This is a genomic window from Providencia sp. PROV272, assembly GCF_049901975.1.
GTDB lineage: Bacteria > Pseudomonadota > Gammaproteobacteria > Enterobacterales > Enterobacteriaceae > Providencia > Providencia stuartii.
Genome location: NZ_CP096291.1, coordinates 3548083 through 3565061 on the forward strand (window position 1 = coordinate 3548083; position 16979 = coordinate 3565061).

The following is a 16979-nucleotide window of genomic DNA, read 5'->3' on the forward strand; positions in this document are numbered from 1 at the left end:
TGTATCGATTATCTAAAGCAGATCTCAGCCCAACGGGTGAGGCCAGCGGTGACTGAGCCAAAATCATTGCCTCGGACAATAGGAATATTGGGTAATTCTTGTTTTATGGCCTGACATAGGACGGGGGATTGGGCAGAGCCTCCTGTCATAAATATCGCGTTTGGTTGCACACCACCTTGTGTCACGGCTTCTTTAACCAGCTCTATCATTTTACTTTTTGGTGATTCGATAGCCTCTACCATCTGGTCACGGTGAATATTAATTTCGAGAGTCTCATTCATTAATTCAATATGAGCCAAGTAATTTTCACTGTCTGATAAAGCAATTTTCGCTTCTTCAGCGCGGCGCACTAAGCGATAGCCAAGGGTTTCATTATAAACCTCAATAAGACGCAGCAATTTTTCAGGCTCTTGTGCCTCTTGGCGTAATCGATTGAGCGCTGTTAAATTCTGTTTTGCATAAAATTCTTTTTGTGCTTCCACATTATTAATCGCGATAGGATTCCAAAACTGGCTTATCGGCATTTTAATTCCAGATACTGTTTGGCTGCTCATACCAAATGAGTCCATTAATTGTTTTAAAGCCAAATAAATATCAAGGTCGTTACCTCCAATACGTTGACCGGTGTGAGCTAATAGACTTGCTGTTCGGTCGGTTTTACCTTGATAACTTGGCCCCATATTGATCAGTGAACAGTCGGTTGTGCCTCCACCGATATCGACAACTAATATAGTTTGGTCTTGCGTTAAAGCCGCTTCATATTCAAGCCCAGCGGCAACTGGCTCAAATTGAAAGGCAATATTTTTAAACCCAGCGCGTTTTGCGGCTTTAATAAGAATAGCTTCAGCTTGCTGATTAGCTAATTCACCACCACGGCCATGAAAGTTAATTGGGCGGCCAATGACAGTATCAGTAATTGTGTGTTGTAAATGCAGTTCGGCTTTTTGTTTAATATTCGCCATCATGGCGCACACTAAATCTTCAAAGAAACTGAGTTGCACTTCGTGAAGGCCTGAAGCACCAAGAAAGGATTTTGGTGACTTGACATAATAGACATCGCGAGGATCTTTTAGGTATAGCTCTAATGCTGCTTGGCCAAAAACAATATCCTCAGGAAGTAGTTCAATCCCTTCTTCACGGTTATATGCGATGGAACGCCTCAGTATTTGTTCGCCCACTTCATCTGACGGTAATATATTAAGATGACGGAATAAATGTTCAGAAACAGATTCTCGAGTTGGCGCGCAAAGGGTTGACGGAATATAAGCACTATCACCTTCTAATGGTAACAGTGTAGGCTTTCCCTTATCCATAATTGCGACCGCGCAGTTTGATGTTCCGTAGTCAAAACCAATAAACATTTTGCCCCCAATGCTTTAATTACTCGCCGAAAAGGCGGCAAACTTTACCGGAAGCGCTGGCGAATTACCACTACTAAAATGACATTGCAAATATGAATATAGTCGCAATCGTGTTATTTAAAGCGTGGAGTAATATTGGTGCAATTAATGAGCGAGTGCTGATCCTTACATGGCATAAAATAGCGCCCATTATAAAGATAGTAATAAGGGTATTTACAGATTGATACTGTGAGTGTATTGAAGCAAATAAAAATGAAGAAGCGATAATGGCTATCCATTTTCCAGCCGTGCCATACCACATGCCCGCATTAAGTAAAAAGCCTCTAAATATAATTTCTTCGCTAATCGGGGCTGCGATAATAATCGTTATTACATAGAGAAAAAAGGCAAAGCCAGTCATGTGACTGATACTTTCAAGCCACTCTTCTTGTGCTCCCAATAGCATATTGAGAAATATTAAGAACCTATCCCAAAAGGAATTGTCAGATAATACATAATGATAATTTATGAGGGCAACGTATGGTAGGTAATAAGTGGCAAATCAGTGATGAACTCTGGGAGAAAATGGCTCCTCTCATCCCGGAGCATAGAACTCAACACCCGCTGGGTACGCACCGCAAGCGGGTTGATAATCGCGCTGCAATGAACGCCATTTTCTTCGTACTCAGGACGGGTTGCCAGTGGAATGCGCTAAATGCCACCGGTATATGCTCGTCAAGCTCTGCTCATCGCCGATTTCAGGAGTGGCGGGATGCTGGCGTATTTGAACGCTTCTGGCAAAACGGGTTGCTTGCTTGCGAACAGTTGGACGCTATTGACTGGTCGTGGCTGTCGATGGATGGTTGTATGACCAAATCACCGCTGGCAGGCTCAAAAAAACAGGCAAGAACCCAACAGACCGAGGGAAACGGGGCGTAAAGCGCAGTCTGATGACTGACGGGAACGGGCTTCCGCTTGCACTGGTTGTCGCTGGAGCAAATACGCACGACATAAAGCTGGTTGCGGATACGCTCGATGCCCTCCAGACGGGCAGACCGGGCAAGAGGCTCCGGTTGTGCATGGACAAAGGGTATGAAGCGGAATGGTTGGGAGCGTATCTGAAAAGTCGTCGCTATGAACCTCATATCCAGTCACGGAAGGATGAATCAGAAGCCATCAAAAACACGGATTTTAAGGCCCACCGCTGGGTTGTAGAGAGAACACACAGTTGGATGAATCGCTACCGTCGTGTCCTGACTCGTTGGGAGAAGAAGGTCGAGAATTATGAGGCAATGCTGCATCTTGCCTGTGCCATCATTGTCTGGAATAAAATCCTATTGGGATAGGTTCTAAGCCAAATATAGCCAAGATGGGGAGTTTTAATTCATTTAAATTGGTTTTACCGATAGGCATAAGTTTGAAGCTATTTTGGTAAAAAAACCAACAAACTAAGGCGCAAGGCAACAGTAATAGCAATGATATAGCGGGGATAGCATATTGGGATTGCAGTAACAAAAGTGCATTAGGCATCAACAGTATAATGAATGAAGAAAAAAACCAAGCGACAAATGCTCCGATGCAAATGAGTAAATGAGTGAGGCGGCTTTTAGGTGGATTCATATAAGTATATCCTTTTTTAATAACAACGTTAAATTCCTTAATTTCACTTAGTTAATATACAAAAATTTTAGATAAATTCATCTATTAAATGCATTGTATAGCAATTAGTTAGCGCCTCTATGAGTGAGTAATAAAAAGTCATACCAAAGAAAAATAGAGGAATGAGTAAATTTAACGAAGTTATCTCAAATATTTATTTTAGCGAATGCCAATATAGGGTAGCTTAATGGAAAATCATTAAACATTCGCAAACTGGAGCTTATGGATGCTAATTGTAGAGATGTTAAGTACCGGAGATGAGGTACTGCATGGGCAAATTATTGATACTAACGCAGCTTGGTTATCTGATTGCTTTTTTCAAGAAGGCTTCCCACTGAGTGGGCGAACGACAGTTGGTGATAATCTGAACGACCTAGTACACACTTTACAAGCGCGAAGTCAACATGCAGATATTCTGATCGTTAATGGTGGACTAGGACCAACTCGTGATGATTTAAGTACTTTGGCGGCAGCAACGGCTGCTGGGGTGCCCTTAGTTGAGCATGCTGAATGGATTACGGTTATGGAACGCTATTTTGCTTCCAGAGAATGGGTAATGCCAGAAACGAATCGTAAGCAAGCGCTGTTACCGGAAGGTGCCGAATTGGTGGATAACCCGATTGGTACGGCATGTGGTTTTGCCATGGAGCTCAATGGTTGTTGGTTATTTTTTACGTCTGGCGTACCTTCAGAGTTTAAAGTGATGGTACATGATCAAATTTTGCCAAGATTACGCCAACGATATCCATTGAACGAACCCCCGTTATGCCTACGTTTAGCCAGTTTTGGACGAAGTGAGAGTAGTTTAGCTAAGCAATTTGATTCACTCGCTCTTCCGGAAGGCTGTGTACTTGGATACCGCTCCTCTATGCCTATTATTGAATTGAAACTCACAGGGCCTGCAACATTGAAAGAGGAAATGTTAGCGCAATGGCAAGTGATCAAAGAAGGTGTTGGTGAAAATGTAGTTTTTGAGGGTATTGAAGGCTTACCTAGCGTGATATGCCGTGAGTTAAATGAAAAACAGCTTAGGATTGCTATTTGTGAAGAGTTTAGCGCAGGTTTACTCAATTGGACTTTAAATGCAGTATCGGCCCCACTCAATGGCTGTAAAGTGATAAACCAACAAGAAGACCAGAGTTTATTAGCACTGATAGGCCATGCTAGTGAGGTCGCTAAACAAGAAAAAGCACATATTGGTTTAGCGGTTGGAGGCGCTAACGATGGCTGTCTATCATTAGCATTATATACATCCGAAAAAAGCTATGCCCAGCGTGTACGTTATATGCCAAGTAATCACAGTACTAAGGTCAAACAAGATGTCAGTGTGATGTTAATGTTGGATATGTTGCAACGTTGGCTCAAGGGGCGCGACGTTTTTGGCCAATATGAGTGGTTAGCGCAATCAGAGACATTAGTTCGTTAATATTACAATCTTCGCTGTGTTTGATATGTCAAAACACAGCGTTTTTTAATCACACATAATCATCATCGATTAGTGGGTTTACCTAGGGTTTTTATATTATATTTCAAATATTGGTATTTTTACTTAATAAACATAAGGGTATTCATTTTATTTAAGTTTCGGGGGCGAGAAATAAGAATTTTTAAGATGAATTTAAATGGTTAGAAAAATCGATTTTGCTAAATAAACGCATAATTATTAAATTGGAGTGACTGTTTTAATGCTGACAAATTATTTTATGTTATAGGGTTATGATATGAGAAATATACACATCTTCCTTCCATTTTAAATGAGGCGTATTACGCATAAGGCATTATGAATATTTTAAAATAGCGGGTAATTAAGTAGGAAATAAACAAGGGTTACGATAATAGATATTATTTGGTATTTCCTTAGATAGTAGACTAGGATATGAAAGTATCGAGTGGGATGGACTAGAGAAAGTGGTAACTAGCTCGGTGTTTATTAAATACTGCTCCAGTATGGGTTGAAGGTTATTAGTAAGGATATAATCGAAGTGGATACTCCCATGATGGTAAAATGCTTATTTATGCGGGCTAGGAACGAGTTCAGTCTCCCCGCTGTAACGGATTAAAAAGGAATAATGAATTAGAACATGATATCTGCCAGTGTTTACCAAAATTGAGCGATCTGATCATTATTAATTTAACACTGACTCAAGCTTAGACAGTGATTTTTAACCATGGGTGACTTAAAAAATTTAAATTAACGAGGAATAATCCATTGAGTCTACTCACTGCGATTAACTGGCATTATTTTTTGGTGTATTAACAATGAAACGTACAAATGGTGTTTGGTATAAATTGGTTTTAAATTCCCCTTATTTACCAGACCGGCCTTAGATTTGAAAGATAGTACTTAATTTTATTATCAAAGTGCATTCCATTTATTTTTATATTACCTATTTGGAATTATTTCATGTTTATATCACAGCATCATTGTAGTATCGCTAAATTCGCTATTCTATCTACTGTTTTTGCAGGAGCAGTAGTGTGTCAGTCTGTTGCACAAGCACAGCGTACACCCGTTGAAATTATTCATGATATGGGCGTGCAATTAATTAACGGTGATGGCGTTCCGGTCGATTTAATTAAAGGCCGTTATTATATCCATCAATCAGCTATACGAGGATATCCCCTCGGGCAGCTTCATCTAGGGATTTTATTTTATTTTGGTGATGGCGGCGTACAAAATACCGCTTGCGCGCAATGGTGGTTAGAAAAAGCATTACAGGCGGAAGGGGAAGTGCATGACATTGCAAAGGATTTTCTTTCTGACATTCAAAAAGAAACTGCAATGTCATCGTCTCGTGTGCTCATGACAGTGCCAGATCAAAAGCTGTGTCAGCAGTTACCTAAAATAGCAAATGACCATATTGGAGTGCATCCCTTTAAGTTAGAGCCAAAGCCAGAATCGAAAATTGATCTTGTATTACTGCAAAAGGCTATCATTTCAGTGCCCATATTTGACCCTACTATCCAATCGTTAAAAAGGAACCAATTTCAGACAAAAATTGCAGCTATTCCTAGCTTAAGCCATGTTATTCGTAGCAGTATTGAAATCTATGATGACGCACTGAATGGCTTATCAAAGAAATGGATATTACTTTCACGCCATATTTTAAATAATCAGGTGTCAGTAGAACAAATAAATCCGGTTGGTATTGTTTATCACTCCCCTGAAAAAACAGAACAAGTTACATCGGCTATCCCGTTATCACCTGAGCAACAAGGTGAGCTTGCCAAACATGCAACTGTACCAATGGCTCCATCAATAGAAGGATCAGCAAACGTTAAAGAGAAAGTTGCTGATTCATTGAATTCTGAAATTTCTGAAAAAAGGGTTGATACAAAGCTAACTCAGTTGGCGTCTACGCTATCTAATTTGCCTAAGGATGGAATATTCCATTTTAGAATTGAACTGAAGGAAACCGTGGTTAAAGAGGAGGCGGCATCTGGAATGGAGAAAACGGTTGAAGTAGCCAAGAAGCCTTCGTCAGACATGAAACCTATGTATAATTTAGGAGGCGATCCTCGCACTGCATCCCCTCGGCATTACACATTGCAGATTGGTAGTGCCAGTTCACCAGCTGGTCTCTATGAACATGCGCGCCGCCATAAATTGTCAAATTATTTAGTGTATGAAACCGTTCGTCATGGTCGCCAATGGTATGTATTGGTTTATGGTGAATTCTCTAATATAGCTTCTGCAAAACGAGCATTGAAAAATTTACCCTCGGCAATTCAACGTGATAAGCCGTGGGTACGTAGTTTACGGCATGTTCAATCAGAACTTCATTAATGTATCGTGGGGCCTTAGGGGAGGTAATTAATCAATGGGGAGAGCAGACCGTATCTTTGTTATGGCATGCTGTAGTGAGACTTCCCCAGCCACGATAGCAACCAAACGTGAGTCGTTAAATAATGCGATTGAAGGCACCGATTTAATACCATACATCGGTGCTAGAGTAGGTGATTGAGCGATGTCAACGATGCCAAAATTAATGGCTGAGCTATCCAAATATAGAGGGAGTTGCTCAAAGATCGGTTGCATATTTTTACAAGGCTGGCACCAAGAGGCAGAAAAATAAATAATAGCTATCTGCCCTTGTTGTTCTGGATTAAAAAGCGCTTCTGTAAAACTTTGTTGATCGAGGTGTTTTATTATTGGCATAGTGTGAGCCATTATTTAATCATCACTTGGCAAATCGAAAATATGTTCATGAAGGTTATCAACAATGGTATTTGGCAAACAAGAGATAGAAGTAAGTAATTTATCTTTTTGATATACATCCACATGAGCGATATGCTTTGAGTCTAAATAGGAAGAGGAAACGGTATAGGTATAGTCGCCATTTCGAAAATCAACCTCATAGATTTTTCCATTGAATCTATCTCCCTTAGGGGTGAGATAACGTGCAGCTAATTGTTCAGGCTTTCTTACCATAGTGATATCAGGTTTTTGATTAAGTTTGCCGAATTGATAAATGTACTGACCATTTGCTAGGCTGATATTAACCTTTTTTTGGTTTTTATTCACACACTGGAATACTGTGACTGTGTGGGTATTGGCAAGGCCGATTGGGGAAAATAGGCTAGCCGATAGGATACAAAGCAGTATATGACGATAATTGGTCATAGTGATTTCCTAATGCACTTGTTATTTAACACCATATCTTACATGGCTATTTATGAAAGAATGAACCGAATATAGTGGTTATTTTCGATATATCACATAAGAGAATCAATCAACGGATACAGCACCTTTGGATTACACCATCGATAGAAACTCAAGCTTAGTAAAATTAACAAACTAAGAAGTGATAGCTTAATAACCGCTCATGGAGAGAAGAAAAAGGATGATGCTATCACTTTGATGAAGTATTATGTTTTTTGAGCTTTTTTCCTTTTTACAATTTGATTACGTCTTTTCCATTTACGCATCTCTGTTTCGGAGTTGAATTTTTTGTATTTTCATACGCCATTATCTTATAAAGCATTGAGTGTTTTTAAGACGTAACCATATTTTGGGATTTAAAAAAGAAATGTTAAAAACAAACCCAAAGGAATAGGAATTTTCAGGGTGACTGGGTGATTGTGCCTGAGCATGGCTTTGATGAGCTTTGGTTGGGAGCGGCGGGCTGTTTTAGTCAATTAACTCATTTTTTAATATAATGGTCATGGCGAGGGTAAACAGGCAGTACCCATATCGTATATACAATGTTTAACGGTACCTAAAATGGCATGCAGAGATTAAATCTCAGGAAAAAGGACCAATAGATATAAAAGCCAGCAATCAAAATACATAAATAGCGTATTTTCTTATTTCTAATTATAAATAATGGCACTAGCAACGGTAAAATAACCAACATTGGCTCTAGTGTATATCTTCCTCCCATGGGTAACTGACATAAGTTTGTTATTTCACTCTCCCCAATCATCCATTCATAATCAGATATAGAAAAAACCGTTATCATCATGCATAAGAAAAACATATAAATGATAATTATTGTATTATATATGTATTTCATATAAATCAGATTCCTATAATCCCTTTTATGTAAAACACTACAAGTTTCTCATGTAGCGTTTTATCGCTTCTTCACTTTCATTTAGCCATTTTTACTTGGCGAGAGCCAAGAAGAGTCTATGGAGCAGGGCGGCTGCTCTATGAACAGCCTAATGCGGTGACCAATATTAGTTGGCCACGGTATGATTGTTATTTAATTACCACTCCCGTGTTGCAATCAGCTCCTCCGGATCTGCATCTAAAAAGCCGTATGCCCGAGCAATCAGGTAAAATGATTCGCCGATAGCATCACGGGCAACCGTTTCAATCTCACTGCCCGCCTCTTCAAAGGCATCTTGCAAATCGTTAAATTCTTCCGTTGACTGCTGTGTCAGCACATACAACTCCGCCAGTCCGTTCGGTGGATTGTTTTCCAGTGCCTCACACAATCGCAGAAGAATGGCCTCACCCTGCTTCACCAGATGATCAGGAAAATAGCTGTCATCATACATTTCACCTAATAAACGGAGCTTCAAAACGTCTGGGTTGGTTACGGGCATTTTTATTCCTTTTGAAAGCGTTATCCTAAAAACAAATTAATGCGGAGATATATTGTAGTGGCACACTGAATGAGAAGCGAGTTGACCAATTGAATAACGTGAGGGCGGTAGGCTTTTGCACGGTCTAATAATAGCGCGGTACCTATTTCCGTGTTTTGGGTTTGAAAAAATCAGCAATAGGCACTGTCAATAACACATTTTACAATGTTTGAATGTTTATTTGCGATTATTGCTATTTGGCGTTTGTTTCTGCTAGGGAAAATGCACTTTTAAACGAATGAGTAACATAATTTTTATCTTTTCTAGCTAACGACTTTGCTGGGTGCTATTTCTGTGGTGTCTGTGGTGTCTGTGGTGTCTGTGGTGTCTGTGGTGTCTGTGGTGTCTGTGGTGTCTGTGGTGGCATCAGTGCACTACCCAATATGCCTGTTTCTCTTAGGTTCCTCTCTTCTTTCGTATCTTATGATAGTAAAACCAAACACAATAGCATGAAAGCCTTTGCGTGCTAGGGGGCAAGATCTATTTTAGGAATTTGTGCGTTTGCTACCATTTCTTTTGAATGCAAATGTAAACTAATATCATTTGTACTAAGTACAAGGTAAGATAGCGCTATTATTTGTGCTATGGGTGGAGTCGGTGGCAGCGCTATGGGTTCTTTTTATGAAGCTGCTAGCCGCGCTGAGCATTGATGCGTTTACCAAATCGGGTAGATTTATCGGGCTTAAAGCGACAACTCACATTATTTAGAGATAGATGGAGGAAATTGGATGTTTGTAAAATCACTAACTTCAGGGCTCGTCTTAGTGTCAGCCTTAGTATTGGCTGGTTGTGATCAATCTAAAGAAAAGGCAGAAACTTCTGCACCGGCAGAGAAACAAACGATCACTATCGAGCACGCTCAAGGTAAAACAGAAGTTCCTCGCCATCCTGAAAAAGTGTTTGTTATGAGTATGGAAACACTGGATATTATGGATGCCTTAGGCGCCCCAGTCGCTGGCCTACCAAAAACAAACGTTCAATTACCTGAATTTTTATCTAAGTATAACTCCCCGGATTACATCAACGCAGGCACACTATTTGAACCTGCTTATGAAGTGCTGAGCAATGCACAACCTGACTTAATTTTAGCTGGTAGCCGCGCTCGCGACGCATACGACAAACTCAGTGCTGTTGCGCCAACTATCTCAATGGATATTGATAATAAACGCTTTATTGATAGCTTAACTGAACGCACAACTGAATTAGGTATGCTATTCGGTAAGGAAGAACAAGCTAAAAAGCTGGTTTCTGATTTCAAAGAAAAAATTGCTCAAATCAAACAAAAAACACCAACCGCAGGTAAAGCGATGGTGATCTTAGTGAGTGGCGGTAAGATCTCTGCTTATGGTCCAGGCTCACGTTTTGGCTTCATCTTTGATGAATTGGGCTTTGAGCCTGCTTATGTCTTCACTGAAGATACAGGCAGACATGGCAACATTGTTAACGCAGAATTGCTAGTCAAACTGAATCCAGATTGGTTGTTTGTCATTGACCGTGATAGCGCAATTGGCCGCACAGATGCTCAGCCAGCAGCCCAAGTTTTAGACAATGCGTTAGTAAGAAAAACATCGGCATGGAATAAACAACAAGTGACTTATCTTGATCCGTCTGCTGTTTACATCGCTGGTGGCATTCAAACTTATTCTCAGTTAATGGATGATGTTAATAACGCATTAGAAAAAAACCAAACAAACTAATCAATGAAAACGCTTTATCTTTTTTTTGGAATTATCGCCTTATTGGTATTAGCGGTGATGAGTTTGTTTATTGGAGCGGGTGACGTGTCACCCGTTTCACTTTTCACCGATCCAGAGATGCAAGACATCTTTTTTATCAGTCGTATTCCTCGAACTATTTCCTTGATCCTAGCAGGCAGCGCTATGAGTGTTGCTGGGCTTATCATGCAGCTCCTAACCCAAAACCGTTTTGTTGAGCCCTCGTTGGCGGGAACAACACAGTCAGCGAGTTTGGGCTTATTATTTGTGATGATACTGTTCCCTACCGCCGATATTATGACCAAAATGGTAGTGGCAAGCGGGTTTGCATTGCTGGGTACAATGCTGTTTATGATGCTGTTGCGCAGGGTTATCTTAAAATCAGCGCTGATTGTGCCGCTGGTCGGCATAATGTTAGGAGCCGTTATCAGCGCACTGACAATCTTTACCGCGTATTCATTTGACCTGCTACAGTCATTAAGTGCTTGGATGAGCGGAGATTTTTCTAGCATCATTCAGGGTCGTTATGAGCTTTTATGGCTAGTCGGTTTACTCACATTACTTGCTTGTTGGATTGCGGATAGTTTCACGGTTGCGGGTATGGGTCGTGAGTTTGCCATCAACGTGGGGCTAAATTACCGTAAGGTAATGACAATTGGTTTATCGATTATTGCACTGATAAGCGGGGTTGTTGTTGTCGTTGTCGGGGCATTGCCATTCTTAGGACTGATTATCCCGAATCTCATTAGTTTAATTATGGGAGACAATATTCGTAAAACGCTGCCATGGATCTGTATTGCTGGCGGAGGGTTAGTTTTACTCTGTGATATTGTCGGTCGCTTAGTCCGTTATCCATTCGAAATACCTGCAAGTGTGATTTTAGGTGTTATTGGCGCCATTATTTTCCTTTTTTTACTGTTGAAGCAGCAGCGTTATGCAAAAAGTTAATGCATCAGTGGTGTTACCCAAAAAAGGGATGACACCATTACAAAGAATATGGCTATTACTGGGGCTGTCGGTTATAGCTATTACACTTTTTATGACTATCAATCTTGGCAATAACCTTGCTTATATTTTGCCACACCGAGGTTATATGGTGCTGACGATGATTCTGGTCGCTTTTGCTTCTGGAGTCTCGACCGTTCTTTTTCAGACCATAGCCAATAATAAGATATTGACGCCCTCTATTATGGGTTTAGAGGCGTTATTTATTTTATTACAGTCAATCTTTGTGTTTTATACCGATAGCTTCCCTGCATCTTGGTTGCTCAATATTGGGAAGTTTTTGCTAGAGTCATCGCTACTCGTTCTATTCTCCGTATTACTTTATCGCTGGTTGTTTGTTTCAGCTAAGTTGAATATCAACCTCGTTTTGATGGTTGGTATTATTCTTGGTACGTTATTTAAAAGTACGGCGACGTTACTACAGCGGTTGATGGATCCGAATGAATTCTCAATTCTACAAAGTCGTATGTTTGCGACTTTTACACGAGCGACCCCTGAGCTGATCTTCTTTACTTTAGCAATTACGCTAGTCGTTGGTATTTTGCTGTGGCGTATGCGCTATTGTTTCGATGTTTTAGCTCTCGGTCAGGCAAATGCGATCAATTTAGGAATTAACTATCGCCATAAAGTGACGGTGATTTTATTACTGATATCGATATTAGTGGCGGTATCGACAGCATTAGTAGGGCCATTAACTTTCTTAGGGTTAATGGTGGCGAACCTTGCTTATTTTATTAGTGGTAGTAGTCAGCACCGTTATCTGTTGCCCGTCTCTTTCTTATTAGGAGTGATTGCGCTTATTGGAGGGCAATTGATCCTTGATTACGGCTTGAACATGGCGGGTACGCTATCTGTTGTGATTGAGTTTATCGGCGGCATATTCTTTATTTATATGGTGTTAAGAAGGTTTTAGTATGATTGAAATTAATCAGATATCGAAAAGTTATCAGGATACTAAGGTCTTAGATAACATCACAACAACGATTAAAAATAGTGGTATTACATCGATTATTGGGCCTAATGGAGCAGGTAAGTCGACGCTTTTATCAATCATTGGGCGCTTATTAATGGCCGATTCTGGGCATGTGAAGGTTAATGAGCTAGATGTTGTAAAAACGCCAAGTGATAAGCTAGCGACTTATTTGTCAGTGTTGCGACAAGAAAACCAGTTCGCAAGTCGATTAACCGTTGAAGAGTTAGTTGGTTTTGGCCGCTATCCTTATACAAAAGGGCGTTTAACTCTTGATGACAAAAAGAAAATCGATGAGTCACTCGAATTCTTAAATTTATCTAACTTGCGTCATCGTTATTTGGATGAGCTATCAGGTGGTCAACGGCAAAGAGCCTATGTGGCGATGGTTTTATGTCAAGACACTGAATATGTGCTGTTAGATGAACCACTCAACAACCTTGATATGAAGCACGCGGTCATTATGATGAAATTGCTGCGTCGCGCGGCAGACGAGTTAGGCAAAACGATTATTTTGGTGATCCACGATATCAATTTTGCCTCTGTCTACTCCGACCATATTATCGCTATGCGAGCAGGGAAGTTAGTTTATCATGGGGCGCCTAATGACATTATGAAGGTCGATATCATCGAAGATATCTTTGATACTCCTATTGAGATTAAATCTGTCGATAATAAATTGATAGCGATGTATTACTAAACGAAGTCATTTTATTTTTATAAAAAAATAGCCTCTATTGCTTGTTAGCATAGAGGCTATTTTATTGAGCTATATATCAAACGCAGTAGCAAAGCTACAAACCATTCACGCGCCATTCCAATCACTCTTCACCTAATTAGCATAAGTGAAGAGTGCATCCAAATCCTGCGTAAAAGCGTTTTATATTACTCGCTAAAACGAGAAAGTCTGTATGGACGTGGATCGATGATAGGCTTAGTATCCATCAATAGATCAGCAGTCAACTGTCCAGATGCAGGACTTTCTGTCATACCCCAACCTGTTGCGGTGTTGATAACAAGGCCAGGGTATTGTTCGATTTTCGAAATGATTGGGATCTCATCGTCAGTTGGGCTAACAGTGCCGCCCCAACGCTCAACCACTTTAGAGTCTTTAAACACAGGGAATTCATTTCTAAGTCTTTCTAGAACGCCATCCAAGTGCTCATTGTTTGGTGTGTTAGTTGCGGTACGGAACTCTTCAAATGGCGTTTTCTCATCCAGCTTCCATGAGGTTGCCATGGTGAAGGAGTTAAAGAGATCTTTACCGATTGAGAATTCTAATGGCAGCTCTCCGCCTCCGAGTAGGTGTAAAAAGCGAGGGCCTAGCAGGAAGCTATCTTTAACGATAGAACTGGTAAAGATACGTGGTGCTACCGCATAAGTACCATCAGCTTGTTCACGGAAGTGAATACCGTTTGGTAGATGCACGTTACCTCTCGGTGCACCAGGCACGCCAGTAATACGCTGTTGAGATAGGTAAACGTTCAGTGTAGGAACATCAACGCCTAGGTTACCCATAAATAGGCGAGACCAGATACCACCAGTCAGCACTACGTTAGAAGTTTTGATGGAACCTTTTTCGGTCACAACGTCGGAAATCTTACCGCCAGCGGTTTCTATGCCCCTTACTGCACAGTTGGTATAGATGCGGATCCCGATTGATTTGGCGTAGTTAGCCATGGTTGGTGTAACCACTTCTGGGTCGAGACTACCTGCGTCTTCTTCAAATCCACCGATTTTCCATGGAGTTTGTGCATTAGGTAAGCGTTTTGCCAGCTCTTCACCTTCGATCATGCGAGTTCTTAAAGGTGTATCAAAACCTGGGTTTTCTGCTGTCTTTTTGATCCACTCTCTGGTGAGTTCTAGATCTTTTTCGCTAGAAGGAACTTCAACACGGCCTTGAATGCGGTAACTTGTATCAGCACCGATTTTTTCATTCATGCCAGTCCATAAAATTTTTCCATAGTGGTGTAATGGAAAAATTTCTGGGGAAGTTTTGTAGCTAATAATTTGGCTATAAGCACGGCCTGATTGTTCGCCGCCTACAACGCCTTTTTCACAAATAACAACGTTCATCCCCCTTTCGGTGAGATTAATTGCAGTCATAATACCTTGAAGGCCTGCACCGATAATAACGGCATCAGCGGATTTTGGTAATGCACCTTCTGTGCCTGCTACAGCAGGAACACGAGATTTGGTGGACTCAAACCGACCTTCTCTGCGGATCATTGGAACAACCGCAGCACCACCTGCGAGAACACCCGCAGCACCGACCCCTAAAAGTAGTTTTCTTCTCGAGATTTTCATCTATAACCTCAATAATAACCTTAGTTTTTATATAGTAAATAATTACAATTTAAGATAATCATATTATCATATTTCATGATGTTGTTAACTATGGTTAATATTTGTTAACAAAAGTAAGAGAAATGTGAATATTCATAATCAGAAATAATCAAGCCTGTAAGGGGTTTGCGAGCTATTTTAATAAAATTCAATCTTTTTAAGAGGGCAGAAAATAAAGTGAAATGTCAGATAATGTGTACAGTGATTTTTTAATCAACTTAGATGCGGTGGATATTTGTTTCGTAGAGTGAGTAATTAGCAAAAATACTAGAATGAGCCAAGTGTTAAACAATGCTATATTGTGTGGTTAATAAGGGTAGGAGAATGAAATATCCGATTTTATGAGGGTTGGTGGTTATCCTTCTTTTTACTCTTGAAAGGTTAAATAGATAAAATACGTATTAGTTTAAAAACATTTAATTAAATATCTAAATGTTTGTGTTTTTTATATTGTCGTTTTTTTGAACTAAATTCTCAATTTTTTCAGTAACAGGAAAATTCGTAGCGTCTTTTTAGGTTTACACTATTTTAAAATAAAGTTGAAAAAATATATTTTGTTATTGAAACGCCTATTAGGAATATATTTTACCTCTGATTTATCATTAAAAAACATGAAGATATGTTTATCTTTGTGTCTGTTGATAAAATAGTCAAAGACGAATTCTTATCCAGTTTAACCCTTTCAATAACGACTGTTACTAATAATAATCCTAAATTTGTTTATTTTTTTAGTCACACATAGTGGTAAAAGTAAAATATACGACTAAGCTGGTTAAAGTGTTATCTAAATAAGTAATCCTTACAATAAATCAGGTTTTTTATTTAGGCAACAGTTTGAGTTATCTATTTTTTAACCAATTGGCATACATAATTTGTGCTTATTATCATCATGCCAGAAAAATCATGGATTAAAAGTTTGGCGAACCCAGTGGGAAATGACAATTAATTCACTTAGGTAGAAGTGCTTATTTAGTATAAACCTCTATTATTGGAGTGTAATTTATTATAGGGCGATTTATTCCTTTTTAGAATTAACTCTCTTTATTTTGGCGCCATTGAGTGGCTTGAGCTGGACGGAATAGGTCTCTAAATTTTTTCTATTGTGATTGGAATAACGTATTTCATCGCGTGTTGCGCTATTTTTATCTTTAATAAAGTGTCTGATATATTGGCTGAGTGATGGTGGTGTGACGGGAGCAGGCTCTTTATTATTGCTACCGTTCGCGTATTCGTGGAAAATTTTTTGTATAAAACTTGCGCCATCAATCTCCAAGATCAATAGAAATTTATACAGTAAATCAATTGTGAGTGGCGTTATCCCGTTTTCATAGCGAGAAATTTGTTGCTGGCTGATCCCCATTAATTTGGCTAATTCTTTGCCCGTGATTTTCTTCTCCTTTCTTGCCTTGCGTAAAAAGTAACCCGATAGTGTACTGAGTTTGTTTTCTTCCATTATTTAGTTTTCTACTCATCGCCTCTATTTGGGCGCTACTATAACGAGTCTGCTGTAGGTGTAAAAATGTTTATACCTAATAAACAGTGATTTTTGATAGTTTATAACTATTGTTATGTTTATTTTTATTGGAAATGCTGATTTACACTATTGGTATTCACGTAAATTTTTTGAAAATTGAGAGCTTAAACCTATGAAAACATCGTCATTTTAAGAAGGTTATTTTATTTATATTTCGAATTATGACGTAAAAAGAGTAAATGTGTTTACTAATTTGTTCTATTTGAAATAGTTAATTGTCGCCTAAAATGTTTCATTTTGTTACATTCTGTCAAAGGTTTGACGGCTATTTTAGAGATAATTTCATATTATGAGTATTAATTTCCTAAGTTGAATTA

The 16979-nt window shown here is 39.5% G+C and carries 14 protein-coding genes and 1 pseudogene; 7 read left to right on the plus strand and 8 right to left on the minus strand.

All coding sequences use genetic code 11. The annotated features are described in order from the left end of the window. Positions 1-8 precede the first annotated feature (8 nt). Together yegD and M1E93_RS16395 are read right to left on the minus strand one after the other, a co-directional pair. A complete protein-coding gene (yegD, locus tag M1E93_RS16390; protein ID WP_004917421.1) occupies positions 9-1361 on the minus strand; it encodes a molecular chaperone in 1353 nt (450 codons plus the stop codon). A 73-nt stretch (positions 1362-1434) separates the two neighbouring features. Beyond that, complete coding sequence (locus tag M1E93_RS16395) at positions 1435-1761, minus strand: CPBP family intramembrane glutamic endopeptidase (protein WP_426207022.1); 327 nt, start codon at positions 1759-1761, stop codon at positions 1435-1437. 164 nt (positions 1762-1925) lie between these two features. On the opposite strand from M1E93_RS16395, the pseudogene M1E93_RS16400 reads away from it, so the two are divergent. The 3 genes and pseudogenes from M1E93_RS16400 to M1E93_RS16410 all read left to right on the plus strand — a co-directional run bounded on the left by M1E93_RS16400 (position 1926) and on the right by M1E93_RS16410 (position 6786). Beyond that, positions 1926-2686 (plus strand): annotated as a pseudogene (locus tag M1E93_RS16400) (IS5 family transposase). Positions 2687-3225: 539 nt separating this feature from the next. Beyond that, a complete protein-coding gene (locus M1E93_RS16405; protein ID WP_104873195.1) occupies positions 3226-4425 on the plus strand; it encodes a nicotinamide mononucleotide deamidase-related protein YfaY in 1200 nt (399 codons plus the stop codon). A 978-nt stretch (positions 4426-5403) separates the two neighbouring features. Then, on the plus strand, positions 5404-6786 hold the full coding sequence (locus tag M1E93_RS16410) for an SPOR domain-containing protein (RefSeq protein ID WP_014657394.1): 1383 nt from the start codon (positions 5404-5406) through the stop codon (positions 6784-6786). A 27-nt stretch (positions 6787-6813) separates the two neighbouring features. Here M1E93_RS16410 and M1E93_RS16415 read toward each other — a convergent pair whose 3' ends face one another. The 4 genes from M1E93_RS16415 to M1E93_RS16430 all read right to left on the minus strand — a co-directional run bounded on the left by M1E93_RS16415 (position 6814) and on the right by M1E93_RS16430 (position 9053). Beyond that, positions 6814-7158, minus strand: a complete 345-nt coding sequence (locus M1E93_RS16415; RefSeq protein ID WP_223854657.1) for a thioredoxin family protein — start codon at positions 7156-7158, stop codon at positions 6814-6816. A 15-nt stretch (positions 7159-7173) separates the two neighbouring features. Then, complete coding sequence (locus M1E93_RS16420) at positions 7174-7623, minus strand: hypothetical protein (protein ID WP_014657395.1); 450 nt, start codon at positions 7621-7623, stop codon at positions 7174-7176. Between the two features lie 595 nt (positions 7624-8218). Then, the gene (locus M1E93_RS16425; RefSeq protein WP_014657396.1) at positions 8219-8515 is read right to left on the minus strand and encodes a DUF2645 family protein; all 297 of its coding nucleotides are present in this window, start codon (positions 8513-8515) and stop codon (positions 8219-8221) included. A 196-nt stretch (positions 8516-8711) separates the two neighbouring features. Next, positions 8712-9053, minus strand: a complete 342-nt coding sequence (locus M1E93_RS16430) for a DUF5713 family protein (RefSeq protein WP_004917407.1) — start codon at positions 9051-9053, stop codon at positions 8712-8714. Positions 9054-9820: 767 nt separating this feature from the next. Here M1E93_RS16430 and M1E93_RS16435 point away from each other — a divergent pair. From M1E93_RS16435 to M1E93_RS16450, 4 genes are read left to right on the plus strand one after another with little or no spacing between them, the layout of a single operon-like run. Beyond that, positions 9821-10789 carry a siderophore ABC transporter substrate-binding protein gene (locus tag M1E93_RS16435; protein ID WP_004917406.1) on the plus strand — a complete coding sequence of 323 codons (969 nt, stop codon included), beginning with the start codon at positions 9821-9823 and terminating at the stop codon, positions 10787-10789. Between the two features lie 3 nt (positions 10790-10792). Next, positions 10793-11755 carry an ABC transporter permease gene (locus M1E93_RS16440; RefSeq protein WP_004917404.1) on the plus strand — a complete coding sequence of 321 codons (963 nt, stop codon included), beginning with the start codon at positions 10793-10795 and terminating at the stop codon, positions 11753-11755. Continuing rightward, a complete protein-coding gene (locus M1E93_RS16445; protein WP_004917402.1) occupies positions 11742-12725 on the plus strand; it encodes an iron chelate uptake ABC transporter family permease subunit in 984 nt (327 codons plus the stop codon). Before M1E93_RS16440 ends, M1E93_RS16445 begins: the two co-directional genes overlap by 14 nt. Position 12726: 1 nt before the next feature. After that, positions 12727-13482, plus strand: a complete 756-nt coding sequence (locus tag M1E93_RS16450; protein ID WP_004917400.1) for an ABC transporter ATP-binding protein — start codon at positions 12727-12729, stop codon at positions 13480-13482. A gap of 185 nt (positions 13483-13667) precedes the next feature. Here the strand turns inward: M1E93_RS16450 and M1E93_RS16455 are convergent, their stop codons facing one another. Together M1E93_RS16455 and M1E93_RS16460 are read right to left on the minus strand one after the other, a co-directional pair. Continuing rightward, a complete protein-coding gene (locus M1E93_RS16455) occupies positions 13668-15089 on the minus strand; it encodes an NAD(P)/FAD-dependent oxidoreductase (protein WP_004917397.1) in 1422 nt (473 codons plus the stop codon). A 1054-nt stretch (positions 15090-16143) separates the two neighbouring features. Next, on the minus strand, positions 16144-16581 hold the full coding sequence (locus M1E93_RS16460) for a helix-turn-helix domain-containing protein (RefSeq protein ID WP_072502726.1): 438 nt from the start codon (positions 16579-16581) through the stop codon (positions 16144-16146). Between the last annotated feature and the right edge of the window lie 398 nt (positions 16582-16979).